This is a genomic window from Microbacterium sp. 2FI (genome assembly GCF_005502885.1).
Lineage (GTDB): Bacteria > Actinomycetota > Actinomycetes > Actinomycetales > Microbacteriaceae > Microbacterium.
Genome location: NZ_SCMR01000002.1, coordinates 290,758 through 308,995 on the forward strand (window position 1 = coordinate 290,758; position 18,238 = coordinate 308,995).

General features: G+C 69.6%; 18 protein-coding genes and 1 tRNA gene. 5 read left to right on the forward strand and 14 right to left on the reverse strand.

Annotated features, from left to right (window positions below):
* Window position 1: 1 nt before the first annotated feature.
* The gene (locus tag FFS15_RS03715; RefSeq protein WP_137843645.1) at window positions 2-766 is read right to left on the reverse strand and encodes an SDR family oxidoreductase; all 765 of its coding nucleotides are present in this window, start codon (window positions 764-766) and stop codon (window positions 2-4) included.
* 74 nt (window positions 767-840) lie between these two features.
* Between FFS15_RS03715 and FFS15_RS03720 the strand changes: the two genes are divergently transcribed.
* The 4 genes from FFS15_RS03720 (at window position 841) to FFS15_RS03735 (ending at window position 3,735) form a co-directional block, all read left to right on the forward strand.
* Complete coding sequence (locus tag FFS15_RS03720) at window positions 841-1,344, forward strand: NfeD family protein (protein WP_137843646.1); 504 nt, start codon at window positions 841-843, stop codon at window positions 1,342-1,344.
* Entirely contained in the window at window positions 1,337-2,410 is a 1,074-nt protein-coding gene (locus tag FFS15_RS03725; protein ID WP_137843647.1) for an SPFH domain-containing protein, read from the forward strand. Before FFS15_RS03720 ends, FFS15_RS03725 begins: the two co-directional genes overlap by 8 nt.
* A gap of 32 nt (window positions 2,411-2,442) precedes the next feature.
* A complete protein-coding gene (locus FFS15_RS03730; RefSeq protein WP_137843648.1) occupies window positions 2,443-3,219 on the forward strand; it encodes a glycerophosphodiester phosphodiesterase family protein in 777 nt (258 codons plus the stop codon).
* Between the two features lie 132 nt (window positions 3,220-3,351).
* Window positions 3,352-3,735: an RNA polymerase-binding protein RbpA gene (locus FFS15_RS03735; protein WP_137843649.1), complete on the forward strand. Its 384-nt coding sequence runs from the start codon at window positions 3,352-3,354 to the stop codon at window positions 3,733-3,735.
* 9 nt (window positions 3,736-3,744) lie between these two features.
* Here FFS15_RS03735 and lnt read toward each other — a convergent pair whose 3' ends face one another.
* From lnt to FFS15_RS03780, 9 genes are all read right to left on the reverse strand, one after another.
* Window positions 3,745-5,322: an apolipoprotein N-acyltransferase gene (gene lnt, locus FFS15_RS03740; RefSeq protein ID WP_137843650.1), complete on the reverse strand. Its 1,578-nt coding sequence runs from the start codon at window positions 5,320-5,322 to the stop codon at window positions 3,745-3,747.
* 32 nt (window positions 5,323-5,354) lie between these two features.
* Complete coding sequence (locus FFS15_RS03745; protein ID WP_137843651.1) at window positions 5,355-7,853, reverse strand: DEAD/DEAH box helicase; 2,499 nt, start codon at window positions 7,851-7,853, stop codon at window positions 5,355-5,357.
* Window positions 7,850-8,611, reverse strand: a complete 762-nt coding sequence (gene tatC, locus FFS15_RS03750) for a twin-arginine translocase subunit TatC (RefSeq protein ID WP_137843707.1) — start codon at window positions 8,609-8,611, stop codon at window positions 7,850-7,852. Before tatC ends, FFS15_RS03745 begins: the two co-directional genes overlap by 4 nt.
* A 66-nt stretch (window positions 8,612-8,677) precedes the next feature.
* Window positions 8,678-8,932 (reverse strand): Sec-independent protein translocase subunit TatA, encoded by a 255-nt coding sequence (gene tatA, locus FFS15_RS03755; protein WP_137843652.1) that lies wholly within the window; start codon window positions 8,930-8,932, stop codon window positions 8,678-8,680.
* A gap of 88 nt (window positions 8,933-9,020) precedes the next feature.
* Window positions 9,021-9,983: a WYL domain-containing protein gene (locus tag FFS15_RS03760; protein ID WP_137843653.1), complete on the reverse strand. Its 963-nt coding sequence runs from the start codon at window positions 9,981-9,983 to the stop codon at window positions 9,021-9,023.
* Window positions 9,980-10,975 carry a WYL domain-containing protein gene (locus FFS15_RS03765; RefSeq protein ID WP_137843654.1) on the reverse strand — a complete coding sequence of 332 codons (996 nt, stop codon included), beginning with the start codon at window positions 10,973-10,975 and terminating at the stop codon, window positions 9,980-9,982. The genes FFS15_RS03760 and FFS15_RS03765 overlap by 4 nt, the downstream gene beginning before the upstream one ends.
* A gap of 48 nt (window positions 10,976-11,023) precedes the next feature.
* Window positions 11,024-11,986 carry an FKBP-type peptidyl-prolyl cis-trans isomerase gene (locus FFS15_RS03770; protein ID WP_137843655.1) on the reverse strand — a complete coding sequence of 321 codons (963 nt, stop codon included), beginning with the start codon at window positions 11,984-11,986 and terminating at the stop codon, window positions 11,024-11,026.
* 38 nt (window positions 11,987-12,024) lie between these two features.
* Window positions 12,025-13,032: a tRNA (adenine-N1)-methyltransferase gene (locus FFS15_RS03775; protein WP_137843656.1), complete on the reverse strand. Its 1,008-nt coding sequence runs from the start codon at window positions 13,030-13,032 to the stop codon at window positions 12,025-12,027.
* Entirely contained in the window at window positions 13,029-13,730 is a 702-nt protein-coding gene (locus tag FFS15_RS03780; protein WP_137843657.1) for an HAD family hydrolase, read from the reverse strand. Before FFS15_RS03780 ends, FFS15_RS03775 begins: the two co-directional genes overlap by 4 nt.
* Before the next feature lie 69 nt (window positions 13,731-13,799).
* Between FFS15_RS03780 and FFS15_RS03785 the strand changes: the two genes are divergently transcribed.
* Window positions 13,800-14,669, forward strand: a complete 870-nt coding sequence (locus FFS15_RS03785) for a PAC2 family protein (RefSeq protein WP_137843658.1) — start codon at window positions 13,800-13,802, stop codon at window positions 14,667-14,669.
* A 29-nt stretch (window positions 14,670-14,698) separates the two neighbouring features.
* On the opposite strand, the gene FFS15_RS03790 is transcribed toward FFS15_RS03785, so the two are convergent.
* From FFS15_RS03790 to FFS15_RS03805, 4 genes are all read right to left on the reverse strand, one after another.
* Window positions 14,699-15,523, reverse strand: coding sequence for an undecaprenyl-diphosphate phosphatase (locus FFS15_RS03790; protein ID WP_137843659.1), 825 nt, complete (start codon window positions 15,521-15,523; stop codon window positions 14,699-14,701).
* A 50-nt stretch (window positions 15,524-15,573) separates the two neighbouring features.
* Window positions 15,574-16,875, reverse strand: a complete 1,302-nt coding sequence (locus tag FFS15_RS03795) for a M20/M25/M40 family metallo-hydrolase (protein WP_137843660.1) — start codon at window positions 16,873-16,875, stop codon at window positions 15,574-15,576.
* A gap of 72 nt (window positions 16,876-16,947) precedes the next feature.
* A tRNA-Leu gene (locus tag FFS15_RS03800) sits at window positions 16,948-17,032 on the reverse strand.
* A 70-nt stretch (window positions 17,033-17,102) separates the two neighbouring features.
* Window positions 17,103-18,191, reverse strand: a complete 1,089-nt coding sequence (locus FFS15_RS03805; protein WP_137843661.1) for a VIT1/CCC1 family protein — start codon at window positions 18,189-18,191, stop codon at window positions 17,103-17,105.
* Window positions 18,192-18,238 lie beyond the last annotated feature (47 nt).

Sequence of the window (18,238 nt, forward strand, 5' to 3'; positions counted from 1 at the left end):
CTCACTCCCCCGCGAACGAGCCGGTCTCGCCGACGAGGCGGGTGTTCTCGGCCGGGATGTCGTCGACCGCTGCGCGGGCGACTTCGGCAGCGAACTCCGACACGTTGTAGAGCTTTCCGGCATCCTCACGGCGCGCGGCGATCGCTCCCGGGTTCGCGCGCTCGAGGAGCGTCGCGGTGATCGTGCCCTCGATCATGTCGCCCGAGACCACGACGAAGCCGATGCCGCGCTCGACGAGGGCCGGGATCCGCTCGCGCAGGGCGTCCTCGCCCGCCCGCTTGGACAGGGCGACCGGCTCGTACTCGGGCATGGTGGGTGTGGTGCGGATGAAGTGGGCCTGGTGGCTGGTGACGAACACGACCCGAGAGCCTTCGCCGAGCAGCGGGACCGCGGTCTCGAGGACGTTCACCTGGGCGTCGCGATTGAGCTTGAGCGCATAGTCCGCGGCCATGCCGGCTTCCATGCCGCCCGAGGCATTGAGCACGAGGATGTCGAGGCGCCCGAACGTGCGCTCAACCTCGGCGAACATGGCCTTGACCGACTCCGGGTCGGTGAGGTCGGCGCCGACGACGAGCGCCTCGACGCCGAGCTGGCGCAGTTCCACCGCGAGCTTCTCGGCGCGCGGAGCCTTGTTGCGGAAGTTGATGACGACGTTCGCGCCGGCCTCGGCGAGATAGCGGACAGTGTCGGCGCCGATGCCGCGCGACGAGCCGGTCACGAGGGCGGTCTTGCCGCTGAGCGAGCCGTGTTCGAGGGTCTGAGACATGCTCTCGACCCTATCAACCGGGCTTCTGCGACCCAGTGTAGGGTTCCATCAAAGGACCGGCCGAAAGGATGGCGATGCTGCCTGATCTCACTCAGTACATGTGGATCGCCTGGCTCGTGCTCGCATTGCTCTTCGTCATCATCGAGCTGCTCACGCTTGAGTTCACCTTCCTCATGCTCGCCGCCGGCGCCCTCATCGGCGGACTCGGCGTGAACCTCCTGGGCGGACCGTGGTGGCTGCAGATCGCCACCGCGGCGGTGCTGTCGGCCCTGCTGCTGTTCACCATCCGGCCGCTGCTGCTGAGGGCGCTCCACAAGGGCGATGAGCCCGCGCGAACGAACGTCGATGCGCTGTACGGCATGGGCGCGCGGGCGCTCGCTCCGTTCGTCGACGGATTCGGCTCGGTCAAGCTCGACAACGGCGAGACGTGGACCGCCAAGCTCACCGCTGACGCCGAGCCGCTCGGCGACAGCCTCGACGTCGGCGCGCGCATGACCGTGGTCACCGTGCTCGGCGCGACCGTCGAAGTCTCGCCCGTCCAGGCCCCCACCCCCGGAAAGGACCCCCTCGATGGTTGACGTCGGAGCCTTCATCGGCCAGATCTTCGTGATCATCCTGCTGATCGTCATAGCGATCTTCGTGATCGTGGTGATCTTCCGCTCGATCCGCATCATCCCGCAGGCGTACGCCGGCGTCGTGGAGCGCCTCGGCCGCTACCAGCGCACGCTGCAGCCGGGACTCAATCTGCTGGTGCCGTTCATCGACCGGCTCCGCCCCCTCGTCGACCTGCGCGAGACCGTCGTGTCGTTCCCGCCGCAGCCGGTCATCACCGAAGACAACCTCGTCGTCTCGATCGACACCGTCGTGTACTTCCAGGTCACCGACGCCCGGGCCGCGACCTACGAGATCGCCAACTATCTCGGCGCGGTCGAGCAGCTCACCACCACGACACTCCGCAACGTCGTCGGCGGCCTCAACCTCGAAGAGGCTCTGACCAGCCGCGACGAGATCAACGGCCAGTTGCGCATCGTGCTCGACGAAGCGACCGGCAAGTGGGGAATCCGCGTCAACCGCGTCGAGCTGAAGGCCATCGATCCGCCGCTCTCCATTCAGGACTCGATGGAGAAGCAGATGCGCGCCGAGCGCGACCGGCGTGCGGTGATCCTGACCTCTGAGGGGTCGAAGCAGTCGCAGATCCTCGAGGCCGAAGGCCGCCGTCAGGCCGACATCCTGCGGGCCGAAGGTGACAAGCAAGCTGCGATCCTGCGCGCGCAGGGCGAGTCCGAGGCGATCGAGATGGTGTTCTCCGCCATCCACAACGGCGACCCCGACCAGAAGCTGCTGGCCTACCAGTATCTCCAGACCCTTCCGAAGATCGCCGAGAGCGCGTCGAGCAAGCTGTGGATCATCCCGAGTGAACTCACCGAGGCGCTCAAGGGCATCGGCGATGCCTTCGGCGGACGCGCGGAGCCCTCCGCGCCGCGTCCGCCGTCGGATCGCCCCCGGACCGAATCCGAGCGCTCCTCCTCCGCCGCCGAGGCCGTCGCCGCCGCGCGCGAGGCAGCGGCCGCCGCCGACGACATCGCATCGCAGGCCCGGGCGTCGACAGCCGGAGGGTCCGGCGAGCCCGCTCCGCGCCCCTGAGCTCCGACCTCGGCGTCGAGAGGGCGCAGGCCATGCATCCCTGGTTCATCGTCGGCGCGACGCCGCGCGTGCTCGCGCATCGGGGTCTCGTGACGACGACGGATGCCGCCCACGGCGTCGTCGAGAACTCCTTCGCCGCGGTCGCCGCAGCGCACGGCGCCGGGGCGACGTACGTCGAGTCGGACTGCCACCTCACCGCCGACGGCACTGTCGTCCTCTTCCACGACGACGACCTGTCACGCGTGACCGGCGACCCGAGGCCGGTGTCGGATGTGCCGATCGCACAGCTTGAGCGGCTCATGGCGCCGCTCGGCGGCCTGCTGACGCTCGAGCAGGCGCTCGGGGCTTTCCCCGACACCCGATTCAACCTGGATGTGAAGGCCGAGGACGCTGCGGTCCCCGTCGGCCGTCTCGTCGCCCGGCACGGCGAGCGGGTGCTGCTGACGAGCTTCTCCGACGATCGTCGCCGCATTGCGCTCGGCGCAGCAGAGGCCGAGGGCCGCGGCATCCGTCCCGCGACTTCCGCAGGAACCGCCACGATCCTGCGGCTTCTCGCCGGGGTGTCGACGCGGTCCGAACGGCTCGTCAGGCAGGCGCTCGCGGGCGTCGACGCCGTACAGGTGCCCGAGCGACGGCGGGGCCTGCGCATCGTTTCACCGCGGCTCGTCGAGGCCGTGCACCGCCACGGCGTGGAGGTGCACGTGTGGACCGTGAACGATCCTGGGGACATGCGACGCCTCATCGGCATCGGCGTCGACGGGGTGGTCACCGACCGCGCCGATCTCGCCCTCGAGACCCTCGCGGACTGACAATCGTCGCCCCACGGCGGCCCCGCTGTGCATCGACTGTGAATGTACGCGAATGCCGACCGAATCGTGCCCGTTCGGATGATCCGCACAGGTGACTTCGTTATACCTGAACAGCGACGAGAGGACCACACAATGGCAGACCGCAGTCTGCGCGGCATCCGACTCGGCGCCCAGAGCCTACAGAGCGAAGAGGGCGTCGTGTTCCATGAACGCGCACAGCACATCTATTCCTGCACGTCCTGCGGACGTGACACCACACTGACTTTCGCAGCCGACGCCGAGGTTCCCGAGGCGTGGGAGTGCCGCACGTGCGGCGCCGAGGCGCTGCTGCGCATCGGCGACGGCCACGCGACCGTCGACCACTCGGGCGACAAGGTCCCACGCAGCCACTGGGACATGCTGCTCGAGCGCCGCACGCTTCCCGAGCTCGAAGAGCTCCTGGAAGAGCGCCTCGCCTACGTCCGCGCCCGCCGCGGCGCCGGTGAAGACGTCGCGGTCGAGAAGATCAGCGCCTGATCCCACCGATCAGTCGATCTGCGTGACGCCGGCCCCTTCGGGGGTCGGCGTCTTCGCGTTCCGGCGGCGCATCACGGCCACGCCGATCCCGAGCGCGATGAGGGCCACGGCGCTCCCCCACCCGAGCACCGCCTTCACCGCCGGTCCGATCACGACAGCCGGCGTCAGCCCCGTGCGCAGGGGCACCTCGGTCAGCATGTGGCCGGCCACATCGGCCGGGAGACCGTCGAGAGTCGTGCCGTCGGGCGCCATCACCTGACTCGTGCCGACGGTCGACAGGTTCACCACCGATCGCCCCGTCTCGATCCCGCGCATCCGGGCGAAGGCGAGCTGCTGAAGATTCTCGTCGGTGTCGCGGAAGTCGGCGTTGTTCGTCTGGAACATGTAGACCTGGGCGCCGGCTTCGGCACCCTCCCAGATCACGTCGTCGTAGATGACGTCGAAGCAGATCGCGAGGCCGACTCCGACGCCGTCGACGTCGAAGAACGGCGGGTTGGTGCCCGGGGTGTACTCCCGCTGGATGAGGCCGATCAGATCGGGCACGATCGCCTCGAAGAACCACCGGTCGGGCACGTACTCCCCCATCGGCACGGGGTTCGCCTTGTCGTGCAGCTGCACGGCGCCCTCGCCGGCCACCCACAGCATCGACGTGTTGAAGGTGTCGTCCCCGCGCGTCGTCGCGGCGTTGACGATCAGCGGAGCGTCCGCTCGCGTCGAGAGCTCGTCGAGCACCGCTGCCGTGCCCTCGTTCTCGAGCGGATCCGAGTCGATCCCGCCCTCGGGCCACAGCAGCACGTCCATCTCTTCACCGAGGAGCGGAGCGGATGCCGCCAGCTGGGCGTTCAGCACGGCGTTGCGCGTCCGCTCGTCGAAGTAGCCCGAGGGCCCGTTGCCCTGCGCGCTGCCGACGCGCATCGTGCCGGCCGGCGTGGTCGGGAAGGCGGGGACGACGAGCAGGAGGGCCGCGAGACCGACGGCCGGCAGAGCGGTGCGCACATCCCGCCAGCGGGCGAGGCGCAGCCATTCGATGACGGCGGCAGTGAAAGCGACCATGAGGAAGGTGAGCCCGGCGACGCCGACCCACGACGCGAGGTGCGCCAGCGGGCTCTCGGACTGGCTCATCCCGAGGCGGCCCCACGGGAAGCCCGTGTACGGCCACGAGCCCATGAAGAGCTCACGGGCCGTCCAGAGCCCAGCGACCAGCAGCGGCAGCACGGTCAGCTGCACCCAGCGCGACGGGAGCACCTGCGGCATCCATCGATACGCCAGGGCGATGGGGATGGAGCCGACCGCCATGAAGACGGTCTCGAGGCCGGCGAGGGCGAACCACGGGACGACACCGAGGTAGCGGGTGATCCACATGATGTGGATCAGGTGGAACGAGGCGCCGAAGGCGAACCCGACGAGGACGGCACCCCACACCGAGCGACCGATCAGCGACACCAGCGCGAAAGCGACTCCGACGAAGGCGAGGGGCCACCAGCCGACGGAGGGGAAGGCGAGATCGAGCACCGCTCCGCCGACGACGGCCCCGACGACGGCGAGCCACAGTGGGACGAGAGGGCGCGGGCGCGCGGCGAGGGGCACGGAATCCACCCTAAGCGAGCGGCACCGGGCGGCTACACGCTCGAGTAGGCGACGATGCCGCGGCGCACCGCATCGAGCGAGGCGCGGGCGGTGGTCGCGACCGGAGCATCGGCGACGATCGAGAGCTGATCGAGCAGGTCGATCGTCTGCTTCGCCCAGCGCACGAAGTCGCCCGCGGCCATGTCGGCCTCGATGAGAACACGGTCCAGCATCCCGCCCCGCGCCCACGTGTGCATCGCGTGCGCAAGGCCGGCAGAGATCGGCTCGGAGCCGGGCAGCCGGTGATCCCGCTCGAGGTCGTCGAGGCGCTGCCAGAGGTCCTGCGTCTCGCTGAGCGCGATGCGGAACGCGCCCCGCGGCAGCCCGTGCTCGCCGACGCCGCCGTCATCGCGTCGCGGCTCGTAGACGATGCAGCATGCGAGAGCAGCAAGCGAGGCGGCATCCAGGTTCTTCCAGAGGCCCCGCCGCAGCGATTCGGCGACGAGCAGGTCGCGCTCGCCGTAGATGCGCCGCATCGTGCGCCCGGCGGCCGTCAGCGTCGTCGCGCCGTCGTCGTCGACGCTGACGTAGTCGAGTTCGCCCAGCACATCGACGACCCGATCGAAGATGCGGGCGACCGTTCCCGTGCGGGTCTGGATCTGCTGGCGCATCTTGTCGATCGTGCGGCTGAGCTTCCAGTAGCGCTCGGCCCAGCGGGCATGGTGCTCGCGGTCGGGGCATTGATGGCACGGATGCCGCTGCATGCGCCGCCGCAGCCCGCCGATCTCGCGCTGTCGCTGATCGCGCGTGGCACGCGACGCGTTCGCGTCCTTGCGGTTGAGCTTCTCGAGGTCGCTGAGGTCGCGGCGGATCGCGGAGTACTCGGCGAAGTCGCCGCGGTCGCACGTCATCGCCTTCTCGTAGCCGGCGAGCGACTCTTCGTTCTCGCGCACCTGGCGTGCGAGGCCCACGACCGAGCGGTCCGCCTGGAACTGCGCGAACGACGACTCGAGAATCTCGCGCGCCCGAGCCCTGCCGAACTGGTCGATGAGGTTCACGGCCATGTTGTAGGTCGGCCGGAAGCTCGAATTCAGCGGATACGTGCGACGTGAGGCGAGGGCTGCGACCGCCTGCGGGTCGAGGCCCTCGGTCCACTGGATGACCGCGTGACCCTCGACGTCGATGCCGCGCCGCCCCGCACGTCCGGTGAGTTGCGTGTACTCCCCCGACGTGATCGCGACACGGGCTTCGCCGTTGAATTTCTCGAGTTTCTCGAGCACGACCGTGCGGGCGGGCATGTTGATGCCGAGGGCGAGCGTCTCGGTCGCGAAGACGACCTTGACGAGCTTGCGCTTGAAGAGGTCTTCGACGACCTCCTTGAATGCCGGGAGGAGCCCGGCGTGATGCGCGGCGACGCCGCGCTCGAGGTTCTCGAGCCACTCCCAGTACCCGAGAACGGCGAGATCCTCGTCGCGGAGCGTCCGCGTGCGCTCCTCGACGATCGCGCGGATCTCGCGGCGCTCCTCCGGAGAGGTGAGCCGCACCCCCGAGCGCCGCACCTGCTGCACGGCGGCATCGCACCCGACCCGGCTGAAGATGAAGAAGATCGCGGGGAGCAGGTTCGCGCGCCCGAGCAGCTGCACGACATCCGGGCGGTCGAGGCGCTCGATGCGCTGCACGTTGGCCGAGCGCACGGGACGATGCCCGCCCTTCTGCGGGCGCCGCCGCGGGGCCTCGTAGCCGGCGTTGCGCGCGCTGCTCTGCGACTGCGCGCGGCGGTTGTTCTCGAAGTTCTGCCCCTTGAAGGAGCGGATGCGCATGAGCTCCTGATTCACCTGCGCGGTCGCGATCCCCGCGCGGTCGTCGAAGAGCGGCAGCAGGTCGCCGCGCACGAGCACGTGCTGCTCGAGCGGGACGGGCCGGATCTCGGAGACGATCACCTCGGTGTCGCCGCGCACGGTGTCGAGCCAGTCGCCGAACTCCTCGGCGTTGGACACCGTGGCGCTGAGCGAGACGAGTCGCACGCTCTGCGGCAGGTGGATGATGATCTCTTCCCACACCGCCCCCCGGAAGCGGTCGGCGAGATAGTGCACCTCGTCCATCACGACGAACCGCAGGCCCCGCAGCGCGGGTGAATCGGCGTACAGCATGTTGCGCAGCACCTCGGTCGTCATGACGACGATCCGCGCGTTGCCGTTGATGTTGGTGTCGCCGGTGAGGAGTCCGACCTCGTCGGCGCCGTAGACCTCTTGGAGCTCGCGGAACTTCTGGTTCGACAGCGCCTTGATCGGCGTCGTGTAGAACGCCTTGTCGCCGGGCTCCGCCATCGCGAGGTGGATCGCGAACTCGCCGACGATGGTCTTGCCCGCTCCCGTCGGCGCCGCGACGAGCACACTGCGTCCATCCTCCAGCGCACGGCATCCGGCGATCTGGAAATCGTCGAGCGTGAATCGCTGGGATGCCGCGAACGCGGTGGTCAGCGGGTGGCTGCGGTCCTGCTGCGCGGCGTCTCGGGCCCGCGCGTACCGCTCAGCGGGACCGGCGTCGGTCATGCGCCTGCTTCAGGAGGGAGGAGCCGCGCGGCGCGTTTCGCCTTCCGCCGATCGAACAGCACCGAGAGCCCGGCCGCTGCGAAGAACAGCACGATCAGGATGCCCGCGAGCATGAGCATGCTGATGACATCCGCAGCGGGTGTCGCCAGGCCGGCGAACACTGTCGCGACGAGCACGGCGACGCGCCAGCCCTTCAGGATGCCGATTCCCGAGATGACGCCCGCGATGTTCAACGCGACGAGGAAGACCGGCAGGACGAACGCGATCCCGATCACGATCATCAGCTTGAAGACGAAGTCATAGTAGTAGCCGGCCTCGAAGAACGAGGCACCGCCCTCCGGCACGAAGGACGCCATGATCTCGACCACGTGGGGCATGACGATCAACCCGACGTAGGTACCCGCGAAGAAGAGCGGAATCGCTGCACCGAGAAAGCCGAACGTGTACCGGACCTCCTTGCGGGTCAACCCCGGCATGATGAACGCCCAGATCTGCCACAGCCAGATCGGCGCCGAGATCAGCAGGCCGATCGCGAACGACATGCGGATCCTCAGATCGAATGCCGACGTCACCGTGCTGAACATCAGCTCGACCTTGGCGAGCTCGCCTTCGGTCTCGGCGATCACGCGCAACGGCTCGGTGATCATCCAGATGACCCAGTCCGTGATGAAGAAGGCCACCACCATTCCGACCACCAGTGCGGCGGCAGCGATCATCAGACGTCTGCGCAACTCGACCAGATGCTGGCCGAGCGACATGCGCTTCTCTCGCCGCGGGCGGTCGGTCTCTCCCGTCAGCGGCGGATCAGTCGTCACCACGACGTACTACGGCTTCGGGTCGGACGCCCCGCCCGATCCCGCGGACGGATCCGACGGGGTCACGACGTCGGCCGGGGCAGCGGACTGCTGCACCGTGCGCTCGGTCGGCTTGTCCTCATCCTTCATGGCCTTCATCTCGCCCTTGAACACGCGGGCAGACTGCCCCATGCTCTTCGCCAGCGCAGGCAGCTTCGCCGCGCCGAACAGCAGCAGGATGACGGCGAGGATGATGAGCAGGTGCCATCCCTGTAGGTTCCCCATAACAAAATCTCCTCGTCGTTCGGGTCCGGTCCCATACTAACCCTGGACAGCAGCGAGGGAGCATCCTGGGGAAGACCCGATTCGCGTGTCAGCGGTACTGCGCGAGACCCGCCTCGGCCCACTCCGCAGCGGCTCGGCGGGCTCCTGCCGGCTCGAGGATCTCGACGGCTCCGCCGCGCCGGGCGACGAGGCGCCGGAGGCTCGACTCGTCGGCCACGCGCATCGTCGCCATCGTGACGCCGTCGACGGTCTCGAGTACCGCACGATCGAGGTAGTCGCCGAGAAGGGGGGCGACGTCGGCGGCGAATCGGATGCGGACGACGACGTCGCCGGAGCCCGGTTCGAACCAGCCGGGAACGGGATCGTGTCCGTGCGCGATCGGGATGTCGGTCAGTTCGAGGTCGCTGACGCGGTCGAGGTGGAACGTCCGCATCGCCTCACGGAGGTGGCACCACCCCTGCAGGTACCACTGCCCGGTGGCGATGTGGACCTTGACGGGATCGACCGTGCGGATCGTGGGTGCGGCATCCGGAGCCTTGTAGGTGAACGACACCGCGACGCGCTCGCGCAGCGCCGTCGCCACCGTCTCGCGCACCGCGTCAACGGGTCCCGGCGCGACGATCACGTCGGCGGGCGTGCTCGAGGCGCCGCGCGCGAGCTTGGCGAGGAGGCCCGTGAACAGGTCGGAATCGCCCACGCCCGGAATGGCGCGCGCGAGCTGGAGTCCTGCCAGCAGCGCCGCCGCCTCGCGCGCCGTGAGCTTCGGCGCGCGCTCGAGACCGACCGTGTTCGTGATCACGATGCGGTCCTGCTGGTCGAGGAGGTCCCAGTCGATGTCGAACAGGTCGTTCGACATCTGCCAGAAGCCGCGTTCGCCGGGCAGACCGATGACCGTCAGCTTCTCGACCATCGCGCGCATCTGCTCGGGCTCGACATCGAATTCGCGCGCGGCCTCGTCGATCGAGACCTCGCCCTGACCGATCAGGTACGGCACGAGCTGCAACAGGAGCGCCGCACGGTCGGTCGCGACCGGCGTCCGCCGCGCGGTCATGCAGCGCCTCCATGTGCGTCGCGCGCAGCACGCAGCCGCTCGATCACCTGATCGCGGAGAGCGTCCGGCTCGACCACGCGCACCTCGGGTCCGTAGGACGCCAGTTCATCGGCGAAGATATGGACGTCTACGAAGGGCACATGGATCCCCTGCTCGGCAGGCGTCGATCGCCGGGAGAGCCGGAGATCGGCCTCGGTTCCGGGGTCGACTTCGAGCAGCGCCGTGCTTCGCGCTGCGAGTTCCTCGAGTCCGGCCAGCGCTCGCTCGCCGGCCCCCTCGCGCAGCGCCGCGTCGAAAGAGGCGCGCGTGGTGTCGACCTCGCCGACGATCCGCGCGAGGAGGAAGGTCCGCTCGGCGCCCACGCCGAGATCGATGCCGAAGACATGCCAGCGGGCCTCGTACTCGACGAGCGCGAGCGGCTGCACGCGGCGCAGGCGCGGCAGCGGCTCGCCCGGCTTGAGATACGGAAAGGAGACCACCCGGCTCTGCTCGATCGCGCGCTGCAGCGGGAGGAAGGCGGGGTCTCGGAGGCTGATGCGCGGCGAATACCCGATGATCGGCTCGTCGACGGAGAATCCCTGGGCCCGGAGCTTGCGCAGGCCCCCGCGGGCATCCTCCGACATCGATCCCTCGCTCCACACGCCGCCGGCGAGGTTGAGGAGTGCGAGCTCGGCCGGGGTGAAGGTGATGTCGTCCGGGAGCGCGTACTCCCCCTGCGGGACGCGATATCGCGCCTCGCGGAGGTCATCGGGGTCGGCTCGGTCGCCGATCGTGTCGATCGGGATGCCGAGCCCGCGCAGGCTCTCCTTGTCGCGCTCGAACATCTTCTCGAGCGCGTCCTTGCCGGAGCCCGCCTCGAAGTGCTCGCGGTAGCCGGCGACCGACGAAAGGATCGTGTCCTTCGTCAGCCCCTGCTCGGTCGCCATGAGGGCGACGACGAGGTTGACCAGCCGCTCCTCGGGAGCGTTCTTCACGGGCGGGTTGGCAGGCACTCCCTCATCCTAGAGTCGCCTGTCGCCGCCGATGCGGCGCGCGGCCCGCTACGGCGCTGCGTCGAGACCGAGGATGTCGATGACGAACACCAGCGTCGAGCCGGCGGGGATCGCGCCCTGGTCGACATCTCCGTAGCCCTGATCGGGCGGGATGACGACCATGACCTGCGAGCCGACCGTCTGACCCTCCAGCGCCGCCGCGAAGCCGGGGACGACCGCGTCGAGCGTCATGGATGCCGGCTGCGAGTCCCACGTGGTGTCGAAGACCTCGCGCTCGGCCCACGTGAGCCCGGTGTAGTGCACGCGCGCCGGAACCTCGCCGGTGACGACCGGGCCGTCGCCCTTCTTGATGGTCTGCACGACGAGGTCGCTCGGCGCCGCCCCTTCGGGGACGATGATGCCGGGGCGTCCGTCGGGTGCGCGGACGACCGTGGGGAGGCCGTGGCCGCTGTTGAACTGGTTGCGTCCGTTCGCCTGGGAGAGGTAGACCTTGCGCACGTCGATCACGGCGATCGAGGAGTCGTCCTCGGCGAGCCCGACGCTCGCGGCCGTCTCGGCCTCGACGTCGCCGGGGGCGAGTGCGATGACGACACGCGAGCCCTCGGTCGCGCAGTGGAGCGCCTCCTCGATGGTGGGGAAGGTCTGCTCCCACTGGGTGAGCGGGAAGACCCGCGTCTGCTCGCCGTCGTAGGTCGCCGCGACGACGTCACCGGTCGTGCCGCTCACGAGCGTCACGTCGATCATCACGAGCTGCTGAGCCGTCGTGATGGGCGTGCCCTCCCCCGTCTGAGCGTCGGCGAAGACGGTCTCATCGGTGTGGAACGGCGTGTAGACCTCGACGTCGGGAACACCGTCGAACGAGCCGTCCACGGTGACCAGGTCGACGGTGGTCGCGTCGGGGGCCGTGCGGGTGCAGTCCGAGGAGCCTGTCAACGAGCCGGGCAGGGAGCATCCGGCCAGACCGACGGTCGCGAGGGTCAGGACGGCGAGGGCAGCGGGGATCTTGCGCACCGCAACAGTCTAGGCGGCACGGCGCCGCCCTCTCGGCGCTACTGCGAGCCCTGCTCCGGCTCGGAACCCTGGGCAGCCTGACGGGCACCCTCGGCGGCGCGCTGTGCCTCGCGCACACGCTTGCGCAGGTTCTTGTCGGTGATCTGCCGGTCGCCGACCGCTCCGGGCGTCCACAGCTCGACGTCCTCATCGCCGTAGCTCGACTTCGACGCACGGCGCTTGACCTCGGGCAGCACGGCGCCCGGCGCGAGCCGGCGCGCCCAAAGGAGGAACCCGGTGTGCGCGACCATGCGGTGGTCGGGGCGTACGGCGAGACCCTCGACGTGCCAGCCGCGCACCATCGTCTCGTTGGCCTCGGGCTCGGTGTACAGGCCGGTGGCGCGGATGTACTCCGCGACCCGGCTCAGCTGGGTCGCCGTGGCGACGTAGCAGAGGACGACGCCGCCGGGGGTGAGAGCGTCGGCGACGACGTCGATGCACTCCCACGGCGCCAGCATGTCGAGCACCACGCGATCGACGGTGCCCGGGTCGACGGCCGCCGGAAGCGATTCGACGAGGTCTCCGACCACGACGTCCCAGTTCACGGGGACGCCGCCGAGGAAGGTCTCGACGTTCGCCTGCGCGACCTCGGCGAAGTCCGAACGCCGCTCGAACGACACCAGGCGCCCCTCGCCGCCGATCGCACGCAGCAGCCACAGCGACAGCGCGCCCGAGCCGACGCCGGCCTCGACCACGGTGGCGCCGGGGAACACGTCCGCCTGAGCGAGGATCTGCGCGGCATCCTTCGGATAGACGATCGCAGCGCCGCGCGGCATCGACATGACGAAATCGCGCAGGAGCGGTCGCAGCGCCAGGTATTCGTGGCCCGAGCTGTTCTCGACCACCGACCCGTCGGGCTGCCCGATGAGCGACGTGTGCCGCAGCACGCCGTGGTGCGTGTGCAGCTCGCCGTCCTCTCGGAGCGTGATCGTGTGGAGGCGTCCCTTGGGTCCGGTCAGCTGGACCCGGTCGCCGATGCGGAAGGGCCCGCTCGGTCGCTCGGTCATGGGCGGGTCTCCTCGGTGGTGGTGTGGCGGTTTGCGTGGTGCGCTGCATGGAACGACGCGACGTCTTCGGCCGTGCGCCCCTCGAGCGTCGACCACACCGCATGTGCGCCGGCGCCGGCGATCGACACCATGAGCGGCACGCCGATGACCGCGGCCCCCGACGCCACCGCCGAGCGCAGGCCGTTGGGAGAGTCCTCGATCGCGACCGTCTCGTCGGGGCTCACGCCGAGCGCCTCGCAGGCCTGCAGATAGGGATCGGGGAAGGGTTTGGGCCGCGTCGACTCGTCGCCGGCGATGACGACGTCGAACGCCTCGAAGTCGATGAGGTCGACGACCGTGTCGGCCATGCGCCGCATCGACATCGTGACGAGCCCCGTCTTGATGCCGGCGGCGCGGAGACTGGCCAGCAGCTCCCGCGCGCCGGGGCGGAACGGCACGCCCTTGTCGGTGAGCTGGCCCATGACGTCGTCGGTGAGGTGGTCGATGATGTCGCGGACGCCCATGCGCACACCGGCATCCTGGAAGATGCGTGCCGAGTCCTCGAGACCGAGGCCGACGAGGCCGAGCGCCTGCTCGTGCGACCAGGTGCCGCCGAACCGCTCGACGAGCGGTGTCTCGGCGGCCATCCAGTACGGCTCGGTATCGACGAGGGTTCCGTCCATGTCCCACAGGACGGCGGAAAGACGAGGCGCACTCACCGGGCAATCCTACCGAGGCGCCGAACCGGGCATATCCTGGGGGAAGCCCGGAAGGGCGGAGGAGGTCGTGTGGACGGACTGGGTCGCCGGGTGCTCGTCGCAGCGTTCGACGGATGGAACGACGCCGGCGAGGCCGCGTCATCCGCCATCACGCAGCTGCGCGAGGGCGGGACGTACGAGCCGGTCTTCTCCGTGGACCCCGAGCTCTACTTCGACTACCAGTACACGCGACCCCAGATCGCGACCGACGCAGAGGGCAGACGCACGCTGACGTGGCCCGAGGCGACGCTGCTGCGACCGGCACGAGCCACCCGCGGCGGAACGCAGCTGTGGCTGCTCACCGGCGTCGAGCCCGCGCGCGCGTGGCAGGCCTTCGCGACGGAGTTCATCGACATCGCCCTGCGCGAAGACATCACCGGGTTCGTCGCGATGGGCTCGATGATGTCCGACGTCCCCCACACCCGTCCGATCTCGGTGTTCGCGGGCAGCGACAGCGAGCACCTGCGCACCTCGCTCGATCTCGAGAAGAGCACGTACGAAGGACCCGTGGGGATCCTCAGCGTTCTCGGTCATATGGCGGATGCCGCCGGCATTCCCGCGGCGAGCCTGTGGGCCAGCGTCCCGCACTATGTCGCCGGCCACACGCCGTCGCCCAAGGCGACCCTGGCTCTCCTCGACCGGCTCGAAGACCTGACCGGCGCCCCCGTCCCGCGCGGCGAACTCGCGACCGAAGCGGCCGCCTGGGAGGCGTCGATCGATGCCGCGGCAGCCGACGACGAGGAGATGACGGAGTACATCCGCCAGCTCGAGCGAACGCGCGACACGTGGGACTCCCCCGAGGCATCGGGCGACGCGATCGCGCAGGAGTTCGAGCGGTACCTCCGCCGCGGCGGAGACGGCGGCCCCACCAAGCCCGGTCGCGACGAGCCCCGCCGATAGCGCGAGTCCCGTCGGCGACGCGCGCGAGCTCAGTAGGCCGAGATCGCCCCCGTGCTCAGCAGCACGAGGATCAGCGTGCCGAGCGCGACGCGGTAGATCACGAACGGCAGGAAGCTGTGCTTGGAGATCCAGTTCATGAAGAACGCGATCACCCCGAGGGCCACCAGGAACGCCACGCCCGTCGCGACGGCCGTCTCGCCGAGCGTGAACACGCCGGGCTCGTTCCAGCTCTTGAACAGCTGGTAGAAGCCGCTGCCGAAGACGGCGGGGATCGCGAGCAGGAACGCGTAGCGCGCGGCCGCTGCCCGCTCGTAGCCCATGAAGAGCCCGGCGGTGATGGTTCCGCCCGACCGTGACACGCCGGGGATGAGCGCGAGTGCCTGCGCGAACCCGTAGATCACGCCGTGGCCGACGGTGATGTCCTGCAGCTTGCGCTTCTTCGCGCCGACGTGGTCGGCGATGCCCAACAGCACGCCGAAGAAGATCAGCATGCCGGCGATCAGCCAGAGCGAGCGGAAGACCGTCTCGATCTGGTCCTGGAAGAGCAGCCCCAGCACGACGATCGGGATGCTGCCGACGATGATCAGCCAGCCCATCTTCGCGTCGGGGTCGTTGCGCGGGATGCGACCCGCGAGCGAGCGAAACCAGCTGCCGATGATCCGTACGATGTCTCGCCAGAAGAACAGCACGACAGCAGCCTCGGTGCCGATCTGCGTGATGGCGGTGAACGCCGCGCCCGGGTCCTGAGCGCCGGGCAGGAACTCGCCGAGGATGCGCAGGTGCGCGCTGGAGGAGACCGGCAGGAACTCGGTGAGTCCCTGCACGAAGCCGAGGATGATCGCCTCGAGGAGCATGGGGCGCCTTTCGTGCTTTCGTGCGGGATGCCGTCTCGCGGCATCCGTCGTCAGTAGGTGCGAAGAAGGTCGGTGAGAACGGTCTGGCCGAAGACGAGGGCGTCGATCGGGACGCGCTCGTCGACGCCGTGGAACATCCCGGTGAAGTCGAGGTCGGCGGGAAGCCGCAGCGGCGCGAAGCCGTAGCCGGTGATGCCGAGGGCCGCCAGCGCTTTGTTGTCGGTGCCGCCGCCCAGCAGGTATGGGATCACCGGCGTGCCCGGATCGTGGCGGCCGAGCGCGCCGACCATCGCGTCGACGAGGTCGCCCGCGAACGGAACCTCGAGCCCGATGTCCTGGTGGACGATCTCGACCTCGACGCCGTCGCCGACGATGCGACGAATGTCGGCGAGGGCCGCTGCCTCGGTACCCGGGAGCACGCGCACGTCGATCAGCGCCTCGGCGCGGTCGGGGATGACGTTGTGCTTGTACCCGGCGGTGAGCCCGGTGGGGTTCGCAGTGGTCCGCAGCGAGGAGCGGAGGAACCCGGATGCCGCACCCGCAGCCTCGGCGAGGACGTCGGGGTCCGAGGCCGAGGCGCCGGTGATCTGCGACAGCGCATCGGTCATCGCGCGCGTGGTGTCGGTCATCGCGATCGGCCACTCGGTGCGTCCGAGTGCTGCGACGGCATCGGCGAGTTTGGTGACGGCGTTGTCGCCGTGGAAGCTCGAGCCGTGCGCCGCGCGGCCGCGCGCGACGAGCCGGATCCAGATGAGCGCCTTTTCTCCCACCTGCAGCAGGTACGCGCGACGATCGCCCACGGCGATCGAGTAGCCGCCGACCTCGCTGATCGCCTCGGTGGCGCCGGCGAACCACTCCGGGTGGTCCTGCACGACGAGCGCCGATCCCTCGACGCCGCCGTTCTCCTCGTCGGCGAAGAAGGTGAGGATCAGGTCGCGCTCAGGCTGGTCGCCGGAGCGCAGGATGTCGGCGACGGAGGTCAGGATCATGGCGTCCATGTCCTTCATGTCGACGGCGCCGCGACCCCACAGCATCCCGTCCTGCACGACGCCCCCGAACGGGTCGACGCTCCAGTCCTCCGCGATCGCGGGAACCACGTCGAGGTGACCGTGCAGCACGAGCGCGGGCCGGGAGCGGTCGCGTCCCGGCACGCGGGCCATCACGTTGGTCCGTCTCGGGATCGGCTCGTAGTACTCGGGGGCGAGCCCGAGCGCCTCGAGGTAGGCGCCCACGTACTCGGCGGCTTCGCGCTCGCCGGCAGCCCGCCCCCCGCCGTGGTTCGTGGTGTCGAACCGGATGAGGTCGCGGGCCACCGCGGCGACTTCGGGCAGCTCGGGATCGGGAGACGGCATGCCGACAAACCTACCTTCCGGTGTGGAGGGACAAACGAAGAAGGCCCCCTTTCGGGAGCCTTCTTCGTTCTGTGCGCGAGGGGGGACTTGAACCCCCACGCCCTATACGGGCACTAGCACCTCAAGCTAGCGCGTCTACCTATTCCGCCACCCGCGCAAGGTGGTTTCGGTTTCGCAACCGAGGAACGACATTACCATGTTCCGGCGCCGTCGAAGAACCGAGGCCGTCACGCCACCGAGACGCCGAACGCGAGGCCGAGCGCGTAGGTGATGAGCGCCGCCGCATACCCGATCCCGAGCTGTCGCAGCGCCCGTCGCAGCGGGGGGCCACCCGAGAGCAGTCCGACGGCGGCACCGGTGCCGAGCAGCGCGATGCCGACGAGTACGAGCGCGATGATCACGGCGGTCATCCCCGACAGCCCGAAGATCCACGGCAGCACCGGGATGATCGCGCCCGAGGCGAAGAACAGGAAGCTCGACAGCGCGGCGCCCCACGCGGCACCGACGACCTCGTGGTCGTCGACGGCTTCGTCGGGCAGCCGGTAGGGCTCTGAGCGATCGGCGGCCTGTGCCGTGGCGACGACGCGGCGCGCGCGCTCGAGCGCGTCGGCGGCAGGCATCCCTCGCGTGCGGTACACCAGGGCGAGCTCGTTCGCGTCGAGATCGAGGTCGGGGAGCACGTGGTCGGCGTAGTTGCCCGGCTGCGTGGACTCGAGCAGCTCCCGCTGCGAGCGCACCGAGACGAACTCCCCGGCGCCCATCGAGAGCGCGCCGGCCAGGAGCCCCGCGATGCCGCTGAAGAGCACGAACTGCGGTGCGACGCCGGTCGCCCCGACCCCCATCACGAGGGCGAGGTTCGAGACGAGACCGTCGTTGGCGCCGAACACCGCCGCGCGGAAGGTGCCCGACAGCCGCCGCCGCCCGCGCGCCGCGAGGCCGCGGACGACCTCGTGATGGATCTTCTCGTCGGCCGCCATCGCCGACGTGGCGAACGGCTCGTCGTCGTACGGCGAGCGGGCCTCGGCGTTCTGAGCGAGGGCGAGCACGAAGATCGAACCGAAGCGCTTGGCCATCGAGCCCAGCAGCACCGTGCCGGCGTCGGGTCGCGGCAGCCGTGACGGCTCGCCGCCGAGGAGCTCAAGCCAGTGCGCTTCATGCCGACCCTCGGCGTCGGCGAGGGCAAGCAGGATCTCGCGCTCCTCGCCGTCGCGTCGCCCCGCGAGCTCGCGGTAGACGCGCGCCTCGGCGCGCTCGTTGACGAGATACTGCGCCCACCGGCGGCGGTCGCGGGCGGTCGGTGCGGTGGGCGCGCTCAATCAGGCCTCCGAAGGCTGCGGTGCGGGGAACCCTTCCACGCTAGTGA